Here is a 23,530-nt window from a genome sequence, read left to right as displayed (position 1 = left end):
TTAGTATATCAAAACCAGAAGCGTTTGTCAAGAACTTTTTTCGATTTATTTTTCAATCAATTTTCGTTCATCGACTCGATTCTATTTTGACCGCTGTCGAAACAGCTTATTCAGAATACCAAACTTTTCACCGTTTGTCAAGAACTTTTTTCAAATTCTTTTTGGTACGCTGAACCGCTGTTTGAAAACAACCTATTTAGAATACCATCGTCCCCCTGTTTTGTCAATAACTATTTTTCATTTTTCTGCATTTTATGCAAACCCTTGAGATACCGCCGTAAATCTGCTATACTGAATATATTATATAAAGATTTGTGAAGAGAAAAAGGAGGTGTCGGCTTGCCTATCAAGATAGCCGACAGTCTGCCGGCACGCGCCGTATTGGAAAGCGAAAACATTTTCGTTATGACCGAACACCGTGCCGCGACACAGGACATTCGTCCTCTTCGCATCGGTTTACTCAACCTGATGCCATTGAAAATCATTACCGAAACCCAGATCCTGCGCTGTTTATCCAACACGCCGATCCAGATCGAGGTCGATCTGATCCAGACCGAAACGTACCATTCCAAAAATACGCCGGAGGATCATCTTCTCACCTTCTACAAGACGTTCGACGATATCCGCGACCAGAAATATGACGGTTTTATCATCACCGGTGCGCCGGTAGAGACCATGCCGTTTGAGGAAGTCGAATACTGGAAGGAACTGACCGAGATCATGGACTGGACTAAAACGCACGTTCATTCCACGCTGCACATCTGCTGGGGGGCGCAGGCCGGTCTGTATTATCACTACGGTATTCCGAAGTACATGCTGCCCGAAAAAATGTCCGGTATTTTCAAGCACCATGTTCTGCTGCCGAAGGAGCCGCTGCTGCGCGGCTTTGATGATATCTTCTGCGCACCGCACTCGCGCCACACCGAGGTGCGTGCCGCCGACATCCGCAAAAACGATCGTCTGACCATTCTCGCGGAGTCGCACGAAGCCGGTGTGCACATCGTAGAGGCAATGAACGGCCGTCAGATCTTTGTGCTGGGCCACGGCGAGTACGACGCCGACACGCTCAAAAAGGAGTATGAGCGTGATCTGGCTAAGGGCATGAACCCGGAGGTGCCGCGCCATTACTTCCGCAACGATGATCCCAACGAGGACGTACTGGTGACCTGGAAGGCACATGCCAACCTGTTTTACACCAACTGGGTCAACTACTATGTGTACCAGACAACACCGTATTATCTGGACAAAATGTAACACAAAAGCCGCTCATCCATTGGATAGCGGCTTTTTCGCACAAAAAGGGAGTATCAAAAGATACTCCCTTTCGTTTTACAGGTTCTGCTCTCTTTCCTCGTCTGCTGCGCCGACCAGATGGCACAGTGTCATCAGGCTGTCCGATAGATGCACGTTTTCGACCGGAACGCCCAGTCCCTCCAAATGAAGGTCCTCGCCGGTGAAATTCCACAGACCGCGGATACCGCGCTCTACCAGACCGTGTGCGATACGCGGGGCATCTCCGCGCGGAATGGTGAGCACCGCCACATCCGGCTTGTTGCGCTCAATAAACTCCGCAAGCGTATCCGCGCTGCGTACCTCATGGCCGCCAAAGCGCTGACCGATGAGCTGCGGATTTGCGTCAAACGCACACAGCAGCTCAAAGCCGCTGGCAGAAAAGTTAAAGTTATTAAGCAGTGCACGACCGAGGTTGCCGGCACCCAGCAGAATCGCCGTGCGGCCGGTCCGCAGACCCATGATCGCACCCAGCTCCTCCTGCAGTTTGTCGATATTATAACCGTAGCCCTGCTGACCAAAGCCGCCGAAGCAGTTAAAGTCCTGACGAATCTGCGAAGCGGTCAGTCCCATGCGCTCTGCCAGTGCTTTGGAGGAGATACGCTGCTCCCCTTCAGCCTTCAGCTCACAAATATTCCGATAATAGCGAGGCAATCGCTGAATTACCGCTTTGGAAACCTCTTGCTTGTGTTCCACAGACCCTCTCCCTCTCTCAAATTCTATTTCTCGTGTAAATTACAGCTTAGCGATGGTATCCAGCACATAATCGGTAAATTCCTGTGCGGTTGCACCGGTATCACGACCGGTAACAACAACCTTGTGCTCCTCTACCATGCAGATATCAAGTGCGCGGTCGAGCTTCTTTGCCAGTTCGATTTCACCGATGTGCTCAAGCAGCATAACAGCTGCACGCAGTACGGAGGACGGATCCGCGTACTTTGCACGGCCTTCCTGTACCATACGCGGCGCAGAGCCATGAATTGCCTCGAACATCGCATAGCGCTTGCCGATATTGGCAGAGCCTGCCGTGCCGACACCACCCTGGATCTCAGCGGCCTCGTCGGTGATGATGTCGCCGTACAGGTTCGGCAGTACAACGACCTTAAAGTCACGGCGGCGCTTGTCGTCGAGCAGCTTTGCGGTCATGATGTCGATGTACCAGTCATCAAACTGTACTTCCGGATACTCCTTAGCTACCTTCTGGCAGGTATCGAGGAACTTGCCGTCGGTGGTTTTGATGATATTCGCCTTGGTGACGCAGGAAACACGATTCTTGCCGGTCTTGCGTGCATAGTCGAAGGCCAGACGAGCGATACGCTCGCAGCCCTGCGAGGTAGCTACGGTAAAGTCGATGAACAGATCGTCGTCGATCTGTACTCCCTGCGAACCGACAGCATAGCCGCCCTCGGTGTTCTCGCGGTAGAACGTCCAGTCGATACCCAGCTCAGGCACCTTTACCGGGCGCACGTTGGCAAACAGGTCGAGACCCTTACGCATTGCAACGTTCGCGGACTCTACGTTCGGCCACGGATCACCCTTGCGCGGAGTCGTGGTGGGGCCCTTCAGGATAACGTGGCACTTCTTCAGCTCTTCCATAACGTCGGGCGGGATTGCGCAGCCGAGCTCGGCACGGCGCTCGATGGTCAGACCGTCGATCACGCGGAACTCCACCTTGCCGGCCTTTACCTTGTCTGCCAGCAGAACCTCCAGCGCATGCTGGGCCATGCCGGTGATCATCGGGCCGATGCCGTCGCCGCCGCACACGCCGATGATCAGCTTGTCCAGCTTGGAGTAATCAATAAAATCGTCCTGCTCCTTCATATCCATGATACGCTTGCGCTGGCTCTCTACAACTGCCTCAAATTTATCCAGAACAGACTGGTCGATAGACATGGTTTTGTCCTCCTACACCATTGATATTATTTTAACAAAAGAAAATATGCCTGTCAAGTCCGACCAGAGAACCCGCTTGGCTCTCCGGCCGGCATAACGTCTTGACTTACTTGCTCTGCTGACGTGCGTACAGCAGCGTACCGCCTGCAAGCAGTGCGTGACGCTGGCGCTCGGAAACCTCACAGTCGGCCTTGAAGGTCTTGCCGCCGCAAACAACGGTGACCTGCTTGCCGTTCTTCACTTCCTCGAGCACGTTCGGCAGAGAGATTTCATCCAGCAGATTGATTGCATCGTAATCCGCCGGATCGGCAAAGGTCAGCGGGATGATACCGGAGTTGACCAGATTTGCCTTGTGAATTCGTGCGAAGGACTTGCACAGTACGGCCTTTACGCCCAGATACAGCGGAACGAGCGCTGCATGCTCACGGGACGAGCCCTGACCGTAGTTTGCGCCGCCGACAATCACGCCGCCGCCCTGCTCCTTGCAGCGGGACGGGAACTCCGGATCGACGTTGATGAAGCAGTAGTTGGAGTAGTACGGCACGTTCGAGCGGTACGGCAGCAGCTTTGCACCGGCCGGCAGGATGTGGTCGGTGGTGATGTTGTCCTCGGTCTTGAGAACGACCTTGCCGGTGTAGGATGCCTCGAGCGCCTTGCCCAGCGGGAACGGCTTGATGTTCGGACCGCGAACGACCTCAACCTCAGCCGGATTCTCGGCCGGCTTTACGATCATGTTATCATTGATGGTGAAATGCTCGGGCATTTCGATCTCCGGCATCTCACCGAGGGTGCGCGGATCGGTCAGCACACCGGTCAGTGCCGACGCTGCTGCAACCTCCGGAGATACGAGGAAGATCTGTGCATCCTGGGTGCCGGAACGGCCCTCAAAGTTGCGGTTGAAGGTACGCAGCGATACGCCGCCAGACTCCGGCGACTGACCCATGCCAATGCAGGGACCGCATGCGCACTCCAGGATACGAGCGCCTGCAGAGATGATATCTGCCAGAGCGCCGTTCTGCGCCAGCATATTGAATACCTGCTTGGAACCGGGGCTGATGGTCAGCGAAACCTCCGGGCTTACGGTCTTGCCCTTGAGGATGGAAGCGACCTTCATCATGTCGTAGTAGGAGGAGTTGGTGCACGAACCGATGCAGCACTGGTTTACCTTGATCTCGCCGATCTCGGATACCTTCTTGACGTTATCCGGCATGTGCGGCATAGCTGCCAGCGGCTCGAGTGCGGACAGGTCTACGGTGTACTCCTCGTCATACTCTGCGTCCGGGTCGGAGGACAGCGGTACCCATACGTCGCCGCGGCCCTGTGCTTCGAGGAACTTCTTGGTTGCCTCGTCGGACGGGAAGATCGAGGTGGTAGCACCCAGCTCAGCGCCCATATTGGTGATGGTGGCGCGCTCCGGTACGGACAGGGTCTTTACGCCCTCGCCTGCGTACTCTACGATCTTGCCGACACCGCCCTTGACGGTCATCTGGCGCAGTACGTCCAAGATAACGTCCTTCGCAGATACCCACGGCGACAGCTTGCCGGTCAGGTTGACGCGGACCATCTTCGGCATCGGGATGTAGTACGCGCCGCCGCCCATTGCGACTGCAACGTCCAGGCCGCCGGCACCGAACGCCAGCATGCCGATGCCGCCGCCGGTCGGCGTATGGCTGTCCGAGCCGATCAGGGTCTTGCCCGGTGCGCCGAAGCGCTCCAGATGCACCTGATGGCAGATGCCGTTGCCTGCCTTCGAATAGTAGATACCGTGCTTCTTAGCGACAGAACCGATATATTTGTGGTCGTCCGCATTCTCGAAGCCGGACTGCAGGGTATTGTGGTCAATGTAAGCGACCGAGCGCTCGGTCTTGACCTGATCGACGCCCATCGCCTCAAACTGGAGATAAGCCATCGTGCCGGTGGCATCCTGCGTCAGCGTCTGATCGATCTTAAGGCCGATCTCCTGACCCAGTGCCATTTCGCCGTCTACCAAGTGCGCTTTCAAAATCTTCTGCGCGATTGTCATACCCATGTGTGTTTCCTTCGCTCCTTTATGTCCCGACGCGAAAGTCTTTCGCTTTCGCGCCCCATTCTCGTCAGAATGGGTGGTTGCGGCTTCCACAGCCTTCTCCACGGTGCAGCTCGCACCGTGCCCCAAAAAACAAAAATAGAAGTGGTGTTCGCATACACGAAACCACTTCTATTTTACAACATTCTATCGGTTTTGCAAAGCACTTTTCACCGCAGTGATTTGAAAAAGTTCAAGCCTTTTTCTGCGTTTTTTCAGCAGAATTACTGTTTTCGTCAGAAAGTCACTTGTATTTGTCGAAAAAGCGGTTTCGCAGCAGCTCAACTCACTTGTTCTCCTGCCATGTACCTTCCTCGGTCACTTCGATGACGCTGCTGGTCATATCCAGCTTGCGGTTTTCAAACGCTTCGCGGTTGTTCTCGTAGATGAGACGCAGACCCTCGAGCGTCAGGTTCGGGTCCACATCGTCGATGAGGTCGCAGTATTCCGCCATCATGCGGCCCATGCCGCCGGTAGCGACTACTCTTGCCTTGCCGCCCAGTTCCTTCTGGATATCCGTGATGATGCCGGTCAGCGCGCCGACATAGCCGCGCACCGCACCGGACTGCATGGACTGCACAGTGGTCTTGCCGATGGCATTCTCCGGCCGCTCAATGTCCACGCGCGGCAGCTTGGAGGCCTTGAGGAACAGCGCTTCCATCGCCACCTTCAGACCCGGGAAAATCGCGCCGCCCTGATACGCGCCGTTCTCGTCGATGGCGTCAAAGGTGGTCGCCGTGCCGATATCCACGATGATGAGCGGCTTGCCGTACTTGCGAACCGCAGAAACCGCGTTGACCAGTCGGTCCGCACCGACCTCGCGCGGGTTGGCATAGCAGTTTTCAATGCCGATATCCGCATCGCGGCCCGCAATGACCGGCTGCACAAACAGATACTTGCGGATGGCATTGATCAGCGTATACATCACCGGCGGCACGACCGACGCGATAACGACCGCAGTCGTATCCGCACAGGCGATATCGTGGAAGTGATAATACTGCGCGATCAGCATGCCCAGCTCATCCGAGGTGCGCTCAGAATTGGTGGAAATGCGGAACGAGCCGCGCAGCTTGTCTCCGTCATATAAACCGAACACCATGTTGGTGTTGCCTACGTCGATTGCTAAAAGCATAATGTTCTCCTAATTTTCTATTTCTCTTACAGACGCTCTTTTCGCAGCAGACTGCCGTCCTCATCGACCAGCTCGAGCAGCGTAGCCCGTCCGTTCTCGACAGTCAGCCGAGCATAGCTGGCCGGACCGCCGCGCGGCAGACTGATGCTGCCCGGATTGCATACCCACACGCCGTTCTCCCGCTCGAGCATCATGCGGTGCGTATGCCCGAAAAAAGCAAGCGCGCAGTGCTCCTCGTAAGCCCGCTGCGGCACAATGCCGCTCGACAGCATGCCGACACGCTCACGGTGGCCGTGCGTGATATAAATCCGCACGCCGCCCGGTGTCACAACCGCATTCAGCGGCACATCGGGGTCAAAATCGTTGTTGCCCCGCACGCGGTAGATCGGCATGGCCGGGAACACGCGCTCGATCTCGCGAGCATCCTCGGCATGATCGCCTAAGTGAATGACCGCATCCGGTTCTTCCCTGTCTACCGCAAAGGCCATTGCCATGTTATAGCCGTGGGAATCTGCAAATATCAGCACTTTCATGTTGTTCCCTCTCTCTGCGCCGCACATATAGCTGTATTTTACACCGAGTATCCCGCGATGTAAAGTAATTTTCTTGCGATCAGCCACAATTTATTTCCCTGTGCACACACTTCTCCCCCCGGCGGCATATACTGTCATGAAACAACTTCTTATGAGAGAGGACGGGACGCGAATGAATCAGAACGAACTGCTCCGCAGACTTGCGGCACAGGCCGGTGGAGACGCGGCGCTCGAACGGCTTTCCGGTGCGCTCGGCACCGCAGACGGCAGACGTGCGGTCGAGCAGCTGTCCGCACAGCATGCCGCTGAGCTGGAACAGGCCGCAAAAGCCGCGCAAAGAGGTGACATGCGCAGCGCAGCACAGGCAGCGCAAAAACTCATGCAGACACCCGAGGGTGCGCGGCTTGCTGCTCAGCTGCGGCACATTTTCGGCAAATAAGGAGGCGTTTGGATGGAAAACGATATGCTTTCCTCGCTGCTGAGCGACCCGGAGACACTGCAAAACGCGATGAAAACCGTGTCCGATCTGCTCGGCGGTCAGCCGTCCGCACAGGCAGAGCCGCAGAGCACCTACGATCCGGCCTCCGAAATGATGCAGAAGGCGCTTCCGGTCATCGGCGCGATCGCGCAGAGCGGACAGAATGCCGTAAAACCGGAAAAACGCGCACTGCTCGGTGCGCTCAAGCCGTTCGTCGCCGAGGAGGTTTCCGGCCAGTTCGACCGTGCCCTCCGTCTCGTCAGCATGGCTCGGATGGCTCGAGCGGCGCTCGGACAGGTGAACCGCTCTGCAGACGATACCGCGCCGCGAGCCTTATAGGAGGTGCTGACCCATGTATAACCGCTATCTTGCTGCCGCAGAGCAGACCGCACCGGAAACAAACGAGCCGCCGCAGAGCAGCACCTTTTCCGGTCTCGGACGCACGCTGAATGAGCGTCTGCAGGGTGTCCGGCTGGATATGGATACTATGATCGCCCTGCTCATCGTGTGGTTCCTGCTAATGGACGATGACGGCGTGGTGGATTGGGAACAGTTTCTGCTCACCGCCGCCCTGCTCCTGTTTGGGCTGTGAGTACATGAAAAAAACTGCCGCACGGTTGATGTGCAGCAGTTTTTTATTGCATTCGCGTGCTATAATTGAGAATGAGCGCTATCCTTGCGCAAGTTCCGTCCGCGCTGCCGAGATTTCTTGCAATACGGCAAGTATTGCAAGAAACCGTGCCTCATCAGTACGCAGAATTTATTCGCAAATCGCTCTTGTTCCATTATGCGGTATTGCCTTAATCCGCGCCTTCGGTGCGCACATTCATTTTCCATTCTCCATTTTCAATTACAAAATAGGTCCCGACCCATCATCCTTCTCCTTGGTGATGGACTTGATCACAACGGTATAGCTGTCGCCCTCCTCAGTGGTGACATCCACCTGGTCACCGACCTTTTTGCCGAGCACCGCCTTACCGAGCGGTGCTTTGCAGCTGATTCTGCCGTTCAGTGGATCACACCGCACGGTCGTTACCACCTGAATGGTATCCGTGTCATCATCGTCCTCAAACAGCAGCTCCACCTTATCGAACAGACCGACCTCATCCGCGCCCGCTTTATCCTCAATCACATGCGCGGATTTAATCATGCGCTCCAGATAGCGGATGCGGCTGCGGTTGCGGTTCTGCGCCTGCTTGGCGGCTTTGTATTCAAAATTTTCACTCAGGTCACCGAACGCGCGTGTGCGCTTGACCTCCTCGATCAGCTCGGGCATCAGCTCCAGCTTGCGATGGTCCAGTTCCTTCTGCATCATTTCAATGTCCTGTGCGGTCAGATCGTCATGCATAGCTTTTCATTTCCTTTCATGCTTCCATGCTCATGCCTTAGATTATATGCTGTTTAGCGGAATTTTGCAACGCCTGTCCTCCCGTCAAATTTCCGCATGGTCAACTTCACGTGTTAACCGCGTAGAATGTTCAACATTTTGCACAATTTTCTATTTTTCTGCCATTTTTATTTGCTGTATCGTTTTCTATATGATATACTGTTGCTATACGCCTGTACACCACAAAGCAGGGTGCTGACGTTTTCCGTTGGCCGCCCTGCTTTTTTGCTGTGTACGGGAGAATCACGAAAAGGGGAATAAAAACATCATGGGAACTGCATTTTTGCGGCAGCTTCAGCAGGAATTCAAGGGCTACAACGGGCAAAAGCTGGCCAAGGACCTGATGGCTGGTCTGACCGTTGCGGCAGTGGCGCTGCCTCTGGCACTGGCGTTCGGCGTATCGGCCGGTGCAACAGCGGCCTGCGGCCTGGTTACGGCGATTGTTTCCGGTCTTATCATTTCGGCGCTGACCGGCGGCTATTATCAGATTTCCGGTCCGACCGGTGCGATGGCAGCCATTCTCGGCTCGCTGATCGCGACCTACGGCATGCAGGGCATGTTCGTGGCAACCTTTCTCGCCGGTGCGCTGCTCATCCTTGCGGCTGTGCTGCACCTCGGCAACCTGACCGCCTTCGTACCCGCGCCGGTTATCACCGGTTTTACCTCGGGTATTGCGGTCATCATCGCAATGGGGCAGATCGACAACTTCTTCGGCACGCACTCGGAAGGGGCCAGTGCGATTGCGAAGATCATCTCGTATAAGGATCTCGGCTTTCATCCGGATATTGCTACCACGCTGATCGCGCTTTTTGTCGTTCTGCTGATGGTGTTCTTCCCGAAAAAGTGGAACGCGGTCGTACCGGCCTCGCTCATCGGCATTATCATCGCAACTGCGGCAACGATGATTCTGAAACTCGATATAGCAACCGTCGGCGAGATTCCGAAAACGCTCATGCTGCCGGATCGTCTGTCTCCGGCACAGATTGACTGGAACACGGTTCCTGCTCTGCTGGCACCGGCATTCTCCATCGCGGTGCTGAACATGCTCGAAAGCCTGCTGTGCGGTGCGTCTGCCGGCCGCGCGACCGGCGTCAAGCTCAACAACGATCAGGAGCTGTTCGCACAGGGCGTCGGCAACATGGTGCTGCCGATGTTCGGCGGCATTCCGGCGACTGCCGCTCTGGCGCGTACCTCGGTAGCGGTTCGCTCGGGTGCGCAGACCCGTCTGACCGGCATCTTCCATGCGGTCGGTCTGCTGATCATGATGTTTCTGCTCGCGCCGGTCATTCAGAATGTGCCGCTGGCCGGTCTGGCAGGCGTGCTGATGGTCACTGCATGGCGCATGAACGAGTGGCACGCCATCAAGTACATGTTCAGCCACCGTTTCAAGGGTGCCATGGCGAAATTTATCGTCACCATGATCTGCACCATCGTATTCGATCTGACGGTTGCGATCGTAGTCGGTGTCGGTCTCGGCCTGATCCTGATGGTTGCCCGTCTATCCAAGCTGCAGATCAACTACGAGCGTGTTGACATGTCTCGTATCAAGAACAACGACGAGGCGCTGAGTGAACGTTACCGCAACGCAATGGTCGCTTACATCACCGGTCCGCTGATCTTCGCCAACATCGATACCATCGAGCAGCTGACCGAGCGTGTCGGCACCTGTGATACGCTGCTGCTGTCCATGCGCGGCGTGCCGTATATTGATATTTCGGCGGCACAGGCGCTGATGGATATTCTTCGTTCGCTGCACGAAAACGGCGTGGATATCGTACTGTGCGGCCTGCCGAGCAGTGCCATGAATATGATGCACCGCTCCGGTATTTATGATATGGTCGGTGAACAGGGCTTCTACTGGAGTGTGGAACGTGCTCTGCTGGATCTTCGTCCGTATACTGGCAAAAAGTAACAATGCACAAGGCGTATGTTTGAGGCATACGCCTTTTCTTTTATGGATATTGCATAAATTCTTTTCACTGTTTTAATGCAATATAACGAAATTGCGTCTTGCGTTTTTTCTGAAATGCGCTATACTAATATCGTAATCAGAAAGAACAGAAAAAATGTTAGCAGCACCCGTCAGAAGACGGATTAAAGGAGGCTCATTATCATGACTAAGAAGAATTACATCCGCACGCTCGGTACGATCGCTGAATCCATGTTTATGCAGAACCCCAGCTACTCCTGGAGAGGCAGCACGGCTTGCCGCGATTTCTCCAAGACCCGCAAGTAAAATAAACAATAGAAAGACCGCTGTATGATTGTACAGCGGTCTGAGGCTGTCGAAAAACTAACGTTTTCCGAGCAGCCTCTCGATCGAAACCACGCTTTCGATCGAATTTCGAAGAAAAACCGCGCCTTGCAGGCACATTTTTTCTTCCCTTGTATAAATTCCGAGGTACACGCCCCCGGAATTTATGAATTTGCTCCGCAAATTCTATTTTATGCGTGCTGCCGCACAAAGCACAAGAGTTGAAATGCTGCTTTTTCGACAGACTGAGACCGCTGTATGATTGTACAGCGGTCTTTTTTCCGGTTTGGGCGGTGAAAACACCACGTATTCCCCGTCCGGACACTTGACAAAAGTCCGTCAGACCTTTACAATAATACTGTTGTCTGCAGGGTTAGTTCATCGGTAGAACGGTCGCTTCCCAAGCCACAGAGGCGGGTTCGATTCCCGTACCCTGCTCCAAAAAACACAGCCATCCAAATGGATGGCTGTGTTTTTTTATATAACGGATGCCGAATCAAACGCACGGTTTCGCCCAAAGAGCAAGAGAAGCTCCTCGGAGAGACCCGTGTCACGCCGCTCGTTGATGCGAAAGCTGTCCTCAGCTTTATGTACTTAGCCTTTGCGGATATCCTTAATGAGCTTTTCCTTCTCCTTGGCTTCCTTCTTTTCTTCCTTGAGGCGCTTTTTCTCCGACTCATACTCCTTACTCGGACACTTGCCGCAGTAATGAACCTCATATCGCTCGATACATTCCTTGATCACCTTGACCGCTACCGAGCGCGTCAGCGCGTCCGATGTTGCGGTGTACTTGTGCTCCAGACTCTTGTAAATCTCGAAGAAATGCGCGATCTCGTTGCCGTGATGCGGCGGCAGCTGGTCGATATCATGATAATAGTTCCAGTTCGGATCCTCGAACGGAATGGCGATGATCTTATCGTCGATCTCATCATCATCAATCATGCGGATCACGCCGATCGGATAGCAGTCCACCTCGACCATCGGGTCAAGCGTTTCACTGCACAGCACGAGCACATCCAGCGGATCGCCGTCACCCGCATAAGTGCGCGGAATAAAGCCGTAATTTGCCGGATAATGCGTTGAAGTATACAGAATACGATCCAGCCGCAGCAGACCGGTCTGCTTGTCCAGCTCATACTTTTTCTTGCTGCCTGCCGGAATTTCAATGACTGCCGTAAAGCTCTCCGGCGTTACGCGACTCGGATCAATGTCATGCCAGATGTTGATCATATCTGATTTTCTCCCTCTTTCTTCTTATTTTATATCCAGTATAACAGAGCTTTTCATTTCCCGCAAGACCTGCGGACGAAAGAAACTTTTATACATTTTACATGAAACACATTGTTCCTTTACAAAAGCGCAGTATAATAGTAACTATAAAATGACGGCATATGCCAGCACGAAGGGGGATATGATATGACACAGAAGATTTGGGAACAAGGCTACACCCAGAACCGTGAGCTTTCGTGGCTGCAGTTCAACGCCCGCGTGCTCGCCGAGGCGGAGGATGAGAACGTGCCTCTGCTCGAGCGTTTCAAATTCCTCGCAATCTTTACCAGTAATCTGGATGAGTTCTTCATGATCCGTGTCGGCAGCCTGTGCGACATGGCCGCCGTGGACAAGGAGCATACCGACAGTAAATCCGGTCTGACCGCCAAAGAGCAGCTGCATCTGATCTACAAGGCGGTTGTGCCGCTCTATGCACGTCGTGATGCGGCGTTCTCCGATGTGGACAGCAAACTGAGTGTGATCGGTCTGCGCCGACTGACAATGGATTCGCTTGCGCCGGACGAACAGAAATACATCAAGCGGTATTTCAAGGATATCATTGCGCCGGTTCTCTCGCCGCAGATTGTGGACTCGCACCATCCGTTCCCGCACCTTGAGGGCAAGGTGCTGCATATTGCCGCGCTGCTCAGCCACAAGAAAACCGAGCGGCTCGGTCTGCTGCCCGTGCCCGCATCGCTGCCGCCGGTTGTGTTCCTGCCGGAGACACCGTCGCGCTATATTCCCACCGAGGACATTCTGCTCGCCTACGCTGACCATGTGTTCGAGATGTACGATGTACTTGAAAAGACCGTGCTCTGCGTTACCCGCAATGCGGATATTCAGGTGGACGACGAGACCTTCGGCGTAGAAGGCGGAGATTTTCGCAAAAAGATGGAAAAGCTGCTGCGGCAGCGCCGCCGTATGGCTGTCGTGCGCGTGGAAATCAACCGTCCCATCAGCAACCACTTCAAGGAGCACTTCCGCAGCCGCTTTGAGGTCAGCGATGCACAGATTTTCCTGTCGCGCACAGCACCGCTCAAGCTCGGATATGCGTTCTTGCTCGGCGGACACCTGCCGGAAAAAAAGCGTGCGTTTCTCAGCGACGCGCCCTTCACGCCGCAGCAGCCGGCTATGCTGTCTGCCGGTCAGAGTCTGCTCAAGGCCGCTCTGCAGCGGGATATTCTGCTGTCCTATCCGTATGAGAGCATGGAGCCGTTCCTGCAGATGATTCGCGAAGCGGCAAACGACCCGGCTGTACTGGCGATCCGCATCACGATTTACCGGCTGGCAAGCAAGGCAAAGCTGGTCGAATACCTGTGTGCTGCCGCCGAAAACGGCAAGGACGTTACCGCACTCATCGAGCTGCGCGCGCGCTTTGACGAGCAGAACAACATCGACTGGTCCGAGCGCATGGAAGAAGCCGGCTGCAAGATCATTTACGGCTTTGAGGATTACAAGGTGCACTCCAAGATCTGCCTGATCACCCGCAGAGAACGCGGAGCCGTCCGCCATATTACGCAGGTCGGCACCGGCAACTACAACGAGAAAACCGCCAAGCAATACACGGACGTGTCGCTCATCACGGCGGATGAGCGGATCGGTCAGGACGCAGGCGCGTTCTTCAACAACATGGCACTCGGCAACCTGTCCGGACGCTACAATCGCCTGTTCGTCGCGCCGACCAGCCTGAAAAACAACATTCTGGCTCTGATGGACAAGCAGATTGCCAAAGGCAAGGACGGTTACATCCTGCTTAAGTTCAATTCGCTGACCGATATCGATGTAATCGCCAAGCTGCGGGAGGCATCCTGCGCAGGCGTCACAGTCGAGATGATCGTGCGCGGCATCTGCTGCCTGCTGCCCGGTGTGCCGGTCCACACCGAGAACATCACAGTGACGAGCATTGTCGGACGTTTTCTTGAGCATTCCCGCATTTATGTGTTCGGCCGCGGTGACGAGGAAAAAATGTATATCTCCTCCGCCGATCTGATGACACGCAACACCGAACGCCGCGTTGAAATTGCCTGTCCGATCGACAATCCTGCCGTCCGCGCCCGCCTGCATGATATTCTCTATGCCATGCAGCACGATACTGTCAAGGCGCGTGTGCTGCAGCCGGACGGCACCTACTGCAAAAAGCCTGCCGTTCAGGACCCCATCTGCGCACAGGATCTGCTTATGCAGCAGGCCATTGAGAACGCCCGCAAGCAGGCCGCACAGCCTGCGCCGCATCCGGTTTTCCTCGAGAGAATCCGAAAATGGTTCTCCGGTTCCTGAACAAACGGACTGTCGAAAACTTCGCTTTCCCGACAGACTGAAAAAGAGAGGCTTCAAAGCCTCTCTTTTTCTATTTATTCTGCAGTTTTCTTTGCCGCCTTTTTTTCCGGCTTGCCAATCTTCTGATTGATGTACGCCGGAACTTCCTTGAGCGGAATACCGAGTGCAACCGAAAGCTCGCTGTTGAGCAGTTCCTCGGCACGCTTACGGTAGCGCTGATCGACCTGACTGACACGGCGTCCGTGCCGGCGCGACTTGGCGTAAACCGTCTTGATCAGCTGCACAAGCTCCTCGCAGTCGTGGCTCTGCAGTGCCGCCTGATAATGCTCATTCGCCATGCGGACGCTGTGACAGACAAAGTGGTCCTCTTCGATGTCAGGAATAGAGTTGATAAGTTCCTCTGCTTTTTCGCGGGAGATCACCGGACGGGTAAACACCGGCGAATCCGTCGGAATATAGATGGTCTCCGTACCCGTTACCGGTACCAGCGTATAGTACAGCTTATCCTCCTCGGTCTCGAACGGCGGCTTGCCGATTGACTCTACCCGGCACACACTGTTGGTTCCGTACACAATGAACTCTCCTGCCTGATACATCAAGATGCCTCCTCACACATCGTGTTTCATTCTGTTTCCGTTATCCACTTTTTCTGATATAATTATAGCACATTTTCCTGCAAATTGTAAGTTTTATTTACTCTTTTCCTCATTTTTCGGCAATTTGACGTATATTTTCGCTGTAAAACCGCACGTCCGTGCGCAAAATTTCTCCTGCATATGAAAAAGCACCGTACATAAAGTACGGTGCTCAGTCTGTCGATAAAGTCAATCTATCGTTTTTACTTTTCGTGCGGCAGCACGCATAAAATAGAATTTGCACAGCAAATTCATAATTCCCGGGGGCGTGGTCCAGACCACCCTCTCTTGCCGCTATGCGGCAATTCACCTTGTGTACCTCGGGAATTATACAAGGGACGAAAAATTGTGCCCGTGGGGCGCGGCTTTTCGTCAAGATTCGATTGAAAGCGTGGTTTCAATCGAGAGGCTGTCGAAAAACGGAGTTTTTCGACAGCCTCAGCACCGTACATAAAGTACGGTGCTGAGGGTTTCAGCTTTTAGCCTTCGATTGCCGTATAATCATCCGGAATGGTGATGCCCAGCTTCTCGCAGTTAGCCTTGTTGTACATCTTCGTGAAGTTCGGTGCAGACTGTACTTCCATATCGCCCGGGTTTGCGCCGTTGGCGAGGATCTCGTAAGCCATCTCGCCGGTAGCCTGACCCAGCTCGTAGTAGTCGATCGACAGGGTAGCTACGCCGCAGCCGTTGCAGATACCCTGCTCGCCTGCGATAACCGGAATATTTTCCGGGATAACAACGTTTGCAATTGCCTCGGTGCAGGAAGCAGCGGTGTTATCGGTCGGGATATACATAACATCGCTTGCCGCAGCAGCCTTCTGCGCTACGGAAGCAACGTCGTTGGAGTCGGTGAACGCATACTCGGTGCAGGTGTAACCCAGCTTCTCAAGCAGCGGCTTGATGGTATCGATCTGGTACTTGGAGTTCGGCTCAGCGGAGCAGTACAGCAGACCTACGTTCTTGGCATCCGGGAACAGCTCCTTGAGCATGTCGGCCTGACCGTCGAGCGGTGCAAGGTCGGTGGTGCCGGAGATGTTGGTGCCGGTCTTGCCGGTCCAGTCGGATACGCCGAGTGCGGTGCCGTAGTCGGTTACCGAGGTGCCGAGGATCGGAATATCAGAGGTGCCGGCCTGTGCTGCCTGCAGTGCTGCGGTAGCGTTCGCCATGATCAGGTCAACGCCTTCGGAAACAAAGCCGTTTACAATCGTGGTGCAGTTTGCGGACTCGCCGGAAGCATTCTGCGGATCAAATTCAACCGAACCGCCGTCAGCCTCAACCAGCTCCTTCAGCTTATCCTGAAAACCCTGCGTAGCCGCATCCAGTGCCTCGTGCTGAACCAGCTGAACAATGCCTACCTTGTAGCTGCCAGCCGAACCGGAATCGCTGCCGGAGGCTGCATTGCTGTCATCGCTGCCGGAGCTGCTGCCGCCGCAGGCAGTCATCGTGAGTGCCATGGCGCCAGCCATCAGCGCTGCGAGTAATCTCTTCTTCATGGGAAACCCTTCTTTGTTCAAATTTTACTTTTCACAGACCTTTTGCACTTCTGTTACTTCATCATTTTAGCAGTTAAAAGAGTGCAAGTCAAGTATACCGTTTAATTTTCTTACGATAAGAATTATCTATCCGTCATTTTTTACAATATCAACTTTGCAATTTGTTAACAATCTGTAAGGAATGTCAAATTCCAGTTGACCGCCGCTCCTGTCTATCGTACAATAGAGGTAACTAAAGCAGCACCGGTGAATCCGCTTCACGGTGCTGCTCTGCTACGATTTATATTACAATTTTTAAGGAGCGATACTATGAATATTTCGTTCTTCCTGAAACCCAAGGTAGAGGTTTCCTACTTAACCGAAAGCTGCCCGGTGCAAAAGGCCATTGACGACATGCTCCGCAGCGGCTTCACAGCGATTCCGGTGGTAGACGCCAAGGGCAAATACGCCGGAACGATCACCGAAGGTGATTTCCTGCGGCTGGTGCTGCATTACCCGAAGGAAACCCTCGAACAGCTGACCGTTGGTCAGGTTGAACTGCGGATACATCACCGCTCGGTAAGCATTGATGCACGCATGGAGGATATGGTCGATCTGGTCACAGCGCAGAATTTTGTACCTGTAGTGGACGGACGCGGTATCTTCTGCGGCATTGTCACCCGTCGGGATGTGATCACCTATCTGTGCAAGCAGCTCGGTAATTAGCGCAGCAGTTCGCGATATGTATCCTCGCTGTCCGGCTGACCGACAACGGCCAGAGAAGCCTTCGAGCGGTCGAACACACGGCGGGCAAGGTTCAGGATATCATCTGCGGTCACACTGTCGTAGGAATCGAGCACTTCCTCGATCTTGGATACCTCGCCGCGCAGCAGCTCGCTGCGGCCAATGGTCATCATGCGGTTGCCGGTGTTCTCCAGACCCATGAGCAGCGTTGTCTTGACCTGCTCACGGCAGCGCGACAGTTCATCCGGCGCCGGGCCGTTCTGGCAGAATTCATCGAGTTCACGCAGGATGAGATCGAGCGCCTTTCGCTCGGTTTCCTGTCCCAGACCGGTGTAGATGGACAGCAGGCCGGTATCCAGATGCGGCGTGGTGAACGTGTAGATGGAGTAGCACAGGCCGTTCTGCTCGCGCACGCTCTGGAACAGGCGGGACGACATGCCGCCGCCAAGGATGGAGCTAAGCAGGTTCATTGTAAAGCGGTCCTCGCTGACAAGCGATACGCCCGGAAAGGACAGGCACAGGTGGTTCTGCTCGATCTCCTTATCCCTCAGGAACAGGCTCGGCTGGTAGGCTGCCGGTGTGATAACGTTTTTGCCCTCGCCCTCCATCTCGGAGAACAGCTCCTCGATAAAGTCGAGATCATCATCGGTAAAGTGACCGGAAACCGCAACAACTGTATCCTGCGGGCGGTAATATTCGCGCATATACTTGTGCAGTGTTTCCGAGGTCATCGGCTCGAGCGTTTCCGCCGTGCCGAGGATTGGGCGGCCGAGTGCCGAACCGTCGTAGCAGCGCTCGAACAGCTTGTCGATGGCGACATCCTCCGGAGAATCCTCGTACATGTCGATCTCCTCGAGAACGACACCGCGCTCCAGCTCCAGATCCTCCTGTGCAAAGCGGGAATGCAGGAACATATCCGCCAGCAGAGCCACTCCGTTTTTCAGCCGGCTGTCCAGAACCTTCATATAGTAGCAGGTGCATTCCTTATCTGTGAATGCATTCGCCTGCCCGCCTAATGCGTCGATCGCGATTGCAATATGGCGGGCAGAGCGTTTTTCTGTGCCCTTGAAGATCATGTGCTCGATGAAATGCGATACGCCGCCGAGCTCTGCGGGTTCGTATCGGCTGCCGTTGCCGACCCAGATGCCGACCGACACCGTGCGCATGTTGTCGATCCGTTCGGTAATCAGACGCACACCGTTCGGGAGAATTCGTTTTACATACATCGGTTTTTACCTGCTTTCTGTTTGTACCCTTTCTCTCTATTTCTTATAGCACTTATTCCCATATAAGAACAGGGGACATGATCGTCGTCATGTCCCCTGTTTCGTTCTCTAACGATCACAAGTTTAATAATACACCTTATTCCCGTTTTCGTCCAGACTGTATCGGTCACCATCGCAATCATAATAGTCACCGGTGTCGGAATCGTACCAGCCGCCTTCCTCCACAAGGGATTCCGGGTCCACCGCAGTGGTATTCGACTTGGTATCCGTGCGCTTGGACGAATCGGTCGTATCCGTCCCGGTATCCGTATCGGACTTGCTGTCCGTACCGGTATCATCGTCGGTCGTGCCGCTGCCGATATCCGCGTCATCATAGATGTATGCGTGGATATGGTCGGCTGCAACGTCCAGATCGTAGGTGATAAACTCGCTGGAATTACCGGAATAGCTCCACTCGCCATCCACCGGAATACGGGTGTGCTCAAGTGTCGGAATGCCGTTCTTGACCGCGCCGACGATCAGCGACGCCATATCAGTCGGCGAAAGCGAGGTCGTAACATACGGAACCAGCTTGCGCATGCTGCCGATCAGCTCGGTGGCGCTTGCGCTCTGCAGCTTGGTGAAGATGGCGTTCAGCACAACGCTCTGACGCTCCACGCGTGCCCAGTCATCGCCGGTGTCGCCCTTGCGGATACGGCCGTAGCACAGCGCCTGCACGCCGTCCAGCGTCTGCAGGCCGGTCTTCTCCACGCCGGAGAACTCCTTGCCCCGCTCTGTGCCGTAGTCCTTGATGACACGGTTGAGCTCCTTCAGCTCGTTATCGTTCTGCACGTCGATGTCCACGCCGCCGATCGCGTCTACGATCTGCACCAGCTGCTCGAAGTCTACGGCAACGTAATCCTTGATATCCGTGCCGAAATTCTCGTTGATGGTGCGGATAGCCAGACTGGGACCGCCGCGGAAATACGCCGCATTCAGCTTGTCCTCACCGTAGCCGTCGATATCTACCAGAGAATCGCGCATCAGGCTGATGAGCTTGATCTTGCCGCGCGTGTTGTCCACGGTGACGATCATCATGCAGTCCGAATGGCTCTGCTTGTCGCCCTCGCGGGTATCCAGACCGAACAATGCAATATTCGTAATATTTTCGTCCGCTGTGACGCTCGCCGCCAGATCTTCATCGGACAGCGAGGAGTCATAGGTATAGCCGAACATCGTGCGGTAGCCGTACAGTCCGATGCAGAACAGGATTGCCAGCGCCACAACAGCGGCCATCGTGCGGAACAATGCACGCTGCAAGCGTTTGAAAGACATAGTGTTAGTCCTCGAAAGACTTCTCGGTCAGTTCGTGTACACGCAGGGTATTGGTGTAGTAAACCTCGCCTACCGGCATACCTGCGGTGATGGTGATAACGTCGCCAACGCGCAGATCGAGCGCAGTTACCGCTGCCTTCTCGGACAGATGGTACAGCTCAGTGCCGGACTGCGGGCGCTTTTCAACCAGAATCGGCTTTACGCCCCAGGACATGGTCAGGCGGTTAAAGGTCTTTTCGTTCGGGGTAGCGGCGATGATCGGCGCGCCCGGACGGTAGGTGGATACAGCGCGAGCGGTAGAACCGGACTCAGTGAACGCTACAATGCCCTTAACGCCCAGATCAGCGGAGGTAGAGCAGGTTGCGTGCGAGATTGCCAGCGTCTTCATGTCGCCGTCTACATTCATGTTCTGGAACTCAAGACGGGTTACACGGCGGCGGTCGTAGTGGATGGTCTTCTCTGCGTTCTCTGCGATGCGGCTCATGGTGCGAACGGTCTCTACCGGATACTTGCCGACAGAGGTCTCACCGGACAGCATGATAGCGGAGGTGCCGTCGTAAACAGCGTTTGCAACGTCGGAAACCTCTGCACGGGTCGGGCGCGGGTTCTTAGCCATGGACTCGAGCATCTGGGTAGCGGTTACAACGCGCTTGCCGCGGGAAATGCAGGTCTTGATGATGGACTTCTGAATCTCCGGCAGATCCTCAAACGGAACCTCAACGCCAAGGTCGCCGCGGGCTACCATGATGCCGTTTGCCTCGTCGAGAATCTCCGGTACGTTGTTTACGCCTTCCATGTTCTCGATCTTGCAGATAATCTCAACATCTTCCTTGCCGTGTGCCTTGAGGATCTCCTTGATGTCGCGGACGTCCTGTGCGGAACGGGTGAAGGAAGCAGCGATAAAGTCGATGTCCTGAGACAGACCGAACTCAATATCCTCACGGTCCTTATCGGAAACGAACTTCATGTTCAGCTTGATGCCCGGTACGTTGATGGACTTGCGGTTGGAGAGCGGGCCGCCGTTGAGCGCCTTGCACACAATGTCGGTGCCGTTCTTGATCTCCTCGACCTCGAATGCAACCAGACCATCGTCGATCAGGATGCGGGTGCCCGGCTGAACGTCGTTCGGCAGGCCTTCGTAGGTGATGGAAACGATGGTGTTGTCACCCTCGATATCGCGGGTGGTCAGCGTAAACTCCTGACCCTCAACAATCTCGATCTTGCCGTCCTTATAGGTCTTGGTACGGATCTCCGGACCCTTGGTATCCAGCATAATGCCGACCGGCATGCCAAGCTCCTTGCGGGCTGCCTTAACGGCGTCCATGCGAGCCTTGTGCTCCTCGTGAGAGCCGTGGCTGAAGTTCATACGGGCAACATTCATGCCTGCCTTGATCATCTCGGGCAGTACAGCATCAGTTGCGGGACCAAGCGTGCAGATAATCTTCGTTTTGCGCATCGAAACATATTCCTCTCTATAACAATATGGTTTTAATAATAAAATTCTCTATACGTATACGGTCTTTATTTTAGCAGTTTTCCCGTCACTTTGCAATCGTCACCCGAACCCCATTCGGATTTTCATGCTTTTCGACAAAAAAGCAGACCTGCACCGCAAACATCTTGTGTTTTATGATACGCTCTTGTATAATAAAGGAGTATTCCCGTTTGAGAGTATGAAAAACATGAATGAAATGCTTTATTTATTATAAATAGATAAGGTTCTTTAGGAGGATATAGACTATGGCAAATCCGGTTTTGGTGATCATGGCGGCAGGTATGGGCTCGCGCTACGGCGGACTCAAGCAGATCGACCCGATCGGTCCGAACGGACAGATTCTGCTCGATTATTCCATCTACGATGCACACCGTGCAGGCTTTGACCGCGTGGTATTCATCATCCGTCCCGAGCTGCACGAGGCATTCGAGAACGCCATCGGCAAAAAGGCGCGCCGCTTCATGCAGGTGGACTATGCTTATCAAACACTCGACAATCTGCCGGACGGCCTGACCGCACCGGAAGGCCGTGAGAAGCCGCTCGGCACCGCGCATGCCGTGTGGTGTGCAAAGGAGCTGACTGCCGGCTGCCCGATCGCCGTTATCAACGCGGATGACTTCTACGGCGCAGATGCATTCCGCAAAATGTATGATTATCTCGCTTCCGCGCAGGATGACGACAAATTCCGTTACTGCATGGTCGGCTATCAGGTCGAGAACACGCTCACCGAAAACGGCACGGTCTCCCGCGGCGTATGCACCGCAGACGAAAACGGTCTGCTCGCACACATCATTGAACGCACCGCCATTCACCGCGATGCGGACGGCGTCATCCGCTACGATGCGGACGGCGATGCACCCGCCGGTGAGATTGCGCCCGGCACGCCGGTGTCGCTCAACCTCTGGGGATTCACCCCTTCCTTCCTGCCCTCGCTTGATGACGGCCTGCGTGAGTTTTTCGCAGGCAAGCTGCCGAACAATCCGATGAAGGCGGAGTATTATCTGCCGTTTGCGGTGGACGCGCTCATCAAGGACGGAAAGGCGACCGCAAAGGTACTCACCACGGATTCCCGCTGGTACGGCGTCACCTACCGCGAGGACAAGCCGACTATCTGCGCTGCCGTTGCAGCTATGACGGAAAGCGGCGATTATCCCGCCGATCTGTAAAAAAGCGAGGCTGTTTATGGACTTTTCTACTGAATTTGTTGCCTTGCGCGACAAGCTGCTGAACGGGCAGGATCCGCATTTCCGTTCCCAGCAGAACGTGCAGGTTTCCGGCCGAATGGCGGCGCTGCTGAGCGTTTTCAACTCCCGCACGCCCCGCAAAATCCTCGGTCTGATGCCGACCGGCGGCACGAGCCACGCACACGAATACCGTCTGCTGTTCGCCGTGCCCTCGCTCGATGAGCAGACGCTTGATGACTGGTGGCAATACGCGCAGCAGGTCAGCGCCGAGCTGGTAAAGCCGGACGAAAACCACGATTTTTCGCTGCTTTCGGTCATTCTTGCCGCCGGCGAGACTGACAAATCCGTGCTCAAAAAGCTGAAAAAGCTGTCCGACGAGCGCAAATACCAGAGCGGCAAGCACGGCTGGTCGTCCATCCGTCTGGCGGTCGTGGATCTTGATACGCACAAGGTGCACACCAACCGCATGGGCGATTCGCTGAAAAACATTCTCCAGCCGCTTGTCTGAGACAAATTCCCGGATGAAAATACGGAAAACCTCTTGAAAAAGTACATTTAATATGATATAGTATCATGTACGCATATTGCGCGCATAGTCTCGTTATGCGCGATAAGAAAAATGAAAAGCAGTGGAGGAAATTACCTATGACTACCGCACAAATCGCTCTCTCGGTCATCATGATCGTTGCAAGCCTGTTCCTGATCGTTGTTGTTCTGCTCCAGCATGGTGCACAGCAGGGTCTGGGCGCTGTATCCGGCTCCGCAGACACCTTCTACGGCTCCGGCAAGGCAAGCGCATCCGACCGTATCTTTGCTCGTCTGACCTCGATTGTTGGCGTTGTTTTCGTCATCATTGCAATCGTCCTGAACCTCATCCACTAA

Annotated in this window: 23 protein-coding genes and 1 tRNA gene; 12 read left to right on the top strand and 12 right to left on the bottom strand. The window is 54.6% G+C overall.

The annotated features are described in order from the left end of the window. Positions 1–339 precede the first annotated feature (339 nt). Positions 340–1,254, top strand: a complete 915-nt coding sequence (gene metA / locus PGS25_RS13055; RefSeq protein ID WP_118360959.1) for a homoserine O-acetyltransferase MetA — start codon at positions 340–342, stop codon at positions 1,252–1,254. 75 nt (positions 1,255–1,329) lie between these two features. On the opposite strand, the gene PGS25_RS13050 is transcribed toward metA, so the two are convergent. The 5 genes from PGS25_RS13050 to PGS25_RS13030 all read right to left on the bottom strand — a co-directional run bounded on the left by PGS25_RS13050 (position 1,330) and on the right by PGS25_RS13030 (position 6,913). Beyond that, the gene (locus PGS25_RS13050) at positions 1,330–1,986 is read right to left on the bottom strand and encodes a redox-sensing transcriptional repressor Rex (RefSeq protein WP_270418997.1); all 657 of its coding nucleotides are present in this window, start codon (positions 1,984–1,986) and stop codon (positions 1,330–1,332) included. 39 nt (positions 1,987–2,025) lie between these two features. Beyond that, on the bottom strand, positions 2,026–3,183 hold the full coding sequence (locus PGS25_RS13045) for an isocitrate/isopropylmalate family dehydrogenase (RefSeq protein WP_270418995.1): 1,158 nt from the start codon (positions 3,181–3,183) through the stop codon (positions 2,026–2,028). Between the two features lie 106 nt (positions 3,184–3,289). After that, positions 3,290–5,212: an aconitate hydratase gene (locus PGS25_RS13040; RefSeq protein WP_270418993.1), complete on the bottom strand. Its 1,923-nt coding sequence runs from the start codon at positions 5,210–5,212 to the stop codon at positions 3,290–3,292. Positions 5,213–5,534: 322 nt separating this feature from the next. After that, positions 5,535–6,380: a type III pantothenate kinase gene (locus PGS25_RS13035; RefSeq protein WP_118564595.1), complete on the bottom strand. Its 846-nt coding sequence runs from the start codon at positions 6,378–6,380 to the stop codon at positions 5,535–5,537. Positions 6,381–6,406: 26 nt separating this feature from the next. Then, positions 6,407–6,913 carry a metallophosphoesterase family protein gene (locus tag PGS25_RS13030; RefSeq protein ID WP_270418991.1) on the bottom strand — a complete coding sequence of 169 codons (507 nt, stop codon included), beginning with the start codon at positions 6,911–6,913 and terminating at the stop codon, positions 6,407–6,409. Between the two features lie 172 nt (positions 6,914–7,085). On the opposite strand from PGS25_RS13030, the gene PGS25_RS13025 reads away from it, so the two are divergent. Genes PGS25_RS13025 through PGS25_RS13015 form a run of 3 tightly spaced genes read left to right on the top strand, consistent with a single transcriptional unit; the run spans position 7,086 to position 7,983 of the window. Then, the gene (locus PGS25_RS13025) at positions 7,086–7,352 is read left to right on the top strand and encodes a hypothetical protein (protein ID WP_118729698.1); all 267 of its coding nucleotides are present in this window, start codon (positions 7,086–7,088) and stop codon (positions 7,350–7,352) included. Between the two features lie 12 nt (positions 7,353–7,364). Continuing rightward, entirely contained in the window at positions 7,365–7,730 is a 366-nt protein-coding gene (locus PGS25_RS13020; protein ID WP_270418989.1) for a hypothetical protein, read from the top strand. A gap of 13 nt (positions 7,731–7,743) precedes the next feature. Next, positions 7,744–7,983: a hypothetical protein gene (locus PGS25_RS13015; protein ID WP_118360973.1), complete on the top strand. Its 240-nt coding sequence runs from the start codon at positions 7,744–7,746 to the stop codon at positions 7,981–7,983. Between the two features lie 258 nt (positions 7,984–8,241). Here the strand turns inward: PGS25_RS13015 and PGS25_RS13010 are convergent, their stop codons facing one another. Further along, positions 8,242–8,739, bottom strand: a complete 498-nt coding sequence (locus PGS25_RS13010; protein WP_110436066.1) for a GreA/GreB family elongation factor — start codon at positions 8,737–8,739, stop codon at positions 8,242–8,244. A gap of 307 nt (positions 8,740–9,046) precedes the next feature. Between PGS25_RS13010 and PGS25_RS13005 the strand changes: the two genes are divergently transcribed. From PGS25_RS13005 to PGS25_RS12995, 3 genes are all read left to right on the top strand, one after another. Next, complete coding sequence (locus PGS25_RS13005) at positions 9,047–10,690, top strand: SulP family inorganic anion transporter (RefSeq protein ID WP_270418987.1); 1,644 nt, start codon at positions 9,047–9,049, stop codon at positions 10,688–10,690. A 201-nt stretch (positions 10,691–10,891) separates the two neighbouring features. Then, positions 10,892–11,014: a hypothetical protein gene (locus tag PGS25_RS13000; RefSeq protein ID WP_256372144.1), complete on the top strand. Its 123-nt coding sequence runs from the start codon at positions 10,892–10,894 to the stop codon at positions 11,012–11,014. Positions 11,015–11,399: 385 nt separating this feature from the next. After that, positions 11,400–11,473: transfer RNA gene (locus PGS25_RS12995), tRNA-Gly, on the top strand. 153 nt (positions 11,474–11,626) lie between these two features. On the opposite strand, the gene PGS25_RS12990 is transcribed toward PGS25_RS12995, so the two are convergent. Next, on the bottom strand, positions 11,627–12,259 hold the full coding sequence (locus PGS25_RS12990) for an inorganic diphosphatase (protein ID WP_117488381.1): 633 nt from the start codon (positions 12,257–12,259) through the stop codon (positions 11,627–11,629). A 189-nt stretch (positions 12,260–12,448) separates the two neighbouring features. Here PGS25_RS12990 and ppk1 point away from each other — a divergent pair, with 189 nt between their 5' ends. Next, complete coding sequence (ppk1, locus tag PGS25_RS12985; RefSeq protein WP_270418984.1) at positions 12,449–14,578, top strand: polyphosphate kinase 1; 2,130 nt, start codon at positions 12,449–12,451, stop codon at positions 14,576–14,578. A gap of 74 nt (positions 14,579–14,652) precedes the next feature. Here ppk1 and PGS25_RS12980 read toward each other — a convergent pair whose 3' ends face one another. Together PGS25_RS12980 and PGS25_RS12975 are read right to left on the bottom strand one after the other, a co-directional pair. Further along, positions 14,653–15,174: a CarD family transcriptional regulator gene (locus PGS25_RS12980; RefSeq protein WP_270385656.1), complete on the bottom strand. Its 522-nt coding sequence runs from the start codon at positions 15,172–15,174 to the stop codon at positions 14,653–14,655. Between the two features lie 518 nt (positions 15,175–15,692). After that, positions 15,693–16,706 (bottom strand): ABC transporter substrate-binding protein, encoded by a 1,014-nt coding sequence (locus PGS25_RS12975; protein ID WP_270418983.1) that lies wholly within the window; start codon positions 16,704–16,706, stop codon positions 15,693–15,695. Positions 16,707–17,015: 309 nt separating this feature from the next. On the opposite strand from PGS25_RS12975, the gene PGS25_RS12970 reads away from it, so the two are divergent. Beyond that, positions 17,016–17,411: a CBS domain-containing protein gene (locus tag PGS25_RS12970; RefSeq protein WP_118360983.1), complete on the top strand. Its 396-nt coding sequence runs from the start codon at positions 17,016–17,018 to the stop codon at positions 17,409–17,411. Here PGS25_RS12970 and PGS25_RS12965 read toward each other — a convergent pair. From PGS25_RS12965 to pyk, 3 genes are all read right to left on the bottom strand, one after another. Continuing rightward, on the bottom strand, positions 17,408–18,655 hold the full coding sequence (locus tag PGS25_RS12965; RefSeq protein WP_270418982.1) for a M16 family metallopeptidase: 1,248 nt from the start codon (positions 18,653–18,655) through the stop codon (positions 17,408–17,410). The two genes, PGS25_RS12970 and PGS25_RS12965, sit on opposite strands and share 4 nt — an antisense overlap. A 123-nt stretch (positions 18,656–18,778) precedes the next feature. Then, positions 18,779–19,969 carry an LCP family protein gene (locus tag PGS25_RS12960; protein WP_270418981.1) on the bottom strand — a complete coding sequence of 397 codons (1,191 nt, stop codon included), beginning with the start codon at positions 19,967–19,969 and terminating at the stop codon, positions 18,779–18,781. A 4-nt stretch (positions 19,970–19,973) separates the two neighbouring features. After that, positions 19,974–21,425: a pyruvate kinase gene (gene pyk / locus PGS25_RS12955; RefSeq protein ID WP_270418980.1), complete on the bottom strand. Its 1,452-nt coding sequence runs from the start codon at positions 21,423–21,425 to the stop codon at positions 19,974–19,976. 284 nt (positions 21,426–21,709) lie between these two features. Here pyk and PGS25_RS12950 point away from each other — a divergent pair, with 284 nt between their 5' ends. The 3 genes from PGS25_RS12950 to secG all read left to right on the top strand — a co-directional run bounded on the left by PGS25_RS12950 (position 21,710) and on the right by secG (position 23,530). Continuing rightward, complete coding sequence (locus tag PGS25_RS12950; RefSeq protein WP_270418979.1) at positions 21,710–22,630, top strand: nucleotidyltransferase family protein; 921 nt, start codon at positions 21,710–21,712, stop codon at positions 22,628–22,630. Between the two features lie 16 nt (positions 22,631–22,646). Next, positions 22,647–23,156: a hypothetical protein gene (locus tag PGS25_RS12945; RefSeq protein ID WP_270418978.1), complete on the top strand. Its 510-nt coding sequence runs from the start codon at positions 22,647–22,649 to the stop codon at positions 23,154–23,156. Positions 23,157–23,293: 137 nt separating this feature from the next. Then, positions 23,294–23,530: a preprotein translocase subunit SecG gene (gene secG / locus PGS25_RS12940; protein ID WP_110436055.1), complete on the top strand. Its 237-nt coding sequence runs from the start codon at positions 23,294–23,296 to the stop codon at positions 23,528–23,530.

Source organism: Butyricicoccus sp. AM78-15b2TA, assembly GCF_027665985.1.
In the GTDB taxonomy this organism is placed as follows: domain Bacteria; phylum Bacillota; class Clostridia; order Oscillospirales; family Butyricicoccaceae; genus Agathobaculum; species Agathobaculum butyriciproducens.
This window is presented reverse-complemented; position numbering and strand designations above follow the sequence as displayed.

Coding starts and splice junctions, on each gene's coding strand:
- PGS25_RS12950 (WP_270418979.1), top strand. CDS start 21,710: ATGGCAAATCCGGTTTTGGTGATCATGGCGGCAGGTATGGGCTCGCGC.
- PGS25_RS12970 (WP_118360983.1), top strand. CDS start 17,016: ATGAATATTTCGTTCTTCCTGAAACCCAAGGTAGAGGTTTCCTACTTA.
- PGS25_RS13000 (WP_256372144.1), top strand. CDS start 10,892: ATGACTAAGAAGAATTACATCCGCACGCTCGGTACGATCGCTGAATCC.
- PGS25_RS13045 (WP_270418995.1), bottom strand. CDS start 3,183: ATGTCTATCGACCAGTCTGTTCTGGATAAATTTGAGGCAGTTGTAGAG.
- PGS25_RS13030 (WP_270418991.1), bottom strand. CDS start 6,913: ATGAAAGTGCTGATATTTGCAGATTCCCACGGCTATAACATGGCAATG.
- PGS25_RS12975 (WP_270418983.1), bottom strand. CDS start 16,706: ATGAAGAAGAGATTACTCGCAGCGCTGATGGCTGGCGCCATGGCACTC.
- ppk1 (WP_270418984.1), top strand. CDS start 12,449: ATGACACAGAAGATTTGGGAACAAGGCTACACCCAGAACCGTGAGCTT.
- PGS25_RS12960 (WP_270418981.1), bottom strand. CDS start 19,969: ATGTCTTTCAAACGCTTGCAGCGTGCATTGTTCCGCACGATGGCCGCT.
- secG (WP_110436055.1), top strand. CDS start 23,294: ATGACTACCGCACAAATCGCTCTCTCGGTCATCATGATCGTTGCAAGC.
- PGS25_RS13040 (WP_270418993.1), bottom strand. CDS start 5,212: ATGGGTATGACAATCGCGCAGAAGATTTTGAAAGCGCACTTGGTAGAC.
- PGS25_RS12965 (WP_270418982.1), bottom strand. CDS start 18,655: ATGTATGTAAAACGAATTCTCCCGAACGGTGTGCGTCTGATTACCGAA.
- pyk (WP_270418980.1), bottom strand. CDS start 21,425: ATGCGCAAAACGAAGATTATCTGCACGCTTGGTCCCGCAACTGATGCT.
- PGS25_RS12945 (WP_270418978.1), top strand. CDS start 22,647: ATGGACTTTTCTACTGAATTTGTTGCCTTGCGCGACAAGCTGCTGAAC.
- PGS25_RS13025 (WP_118729698.1), top strand. CDS start 7,086: ATGAATCAGAACGAACTGCTCCGCAGACTTGCGGCACAGGCCGGTGGA.
- PGS25_RS13015 (WP_118360973.1), top strand. CDS start 7,744: ATGTATAACCGCTATCTTGCTGCCGCAGAGCAGACCGCACCGGAAACA.
- PGS25_RS13005 (WP_270418987.1), top strand. CDS start 9,047: ATGGGAACTGCATTTTTGCGGCAGCTTCAGCAGGAATTCAAGGGCTAC.
- PGS25_RS13020 (WP_270418989.1), top strand. CDS start 7,365: ATGGAAAACGATATGCTTTCCTCGCTGCTGAGCGACCCGGAGACACTG.
- PGS25_RS13010 (WP_110436066.1), bottom strand. CDS start 8,739: ATGCATGACGATCTGACCGCACAGGACATTGAAATGATGCAGAAGGAA.
- PGS25_RS12980 (WP_270385656.1), bottom strand. CDS start 15,174: ATGTATCAGGCAGGAGAGTTCATTGTGTACGGAACCAACAGTGTGTGC.
- PGS25_RS13035 (WP_118564595.1), bottom strand. CDS start 6,380: ATGCTTTTAGCAATCGACGTAGGCAACACCAACATGGTGTTCGGTTTA.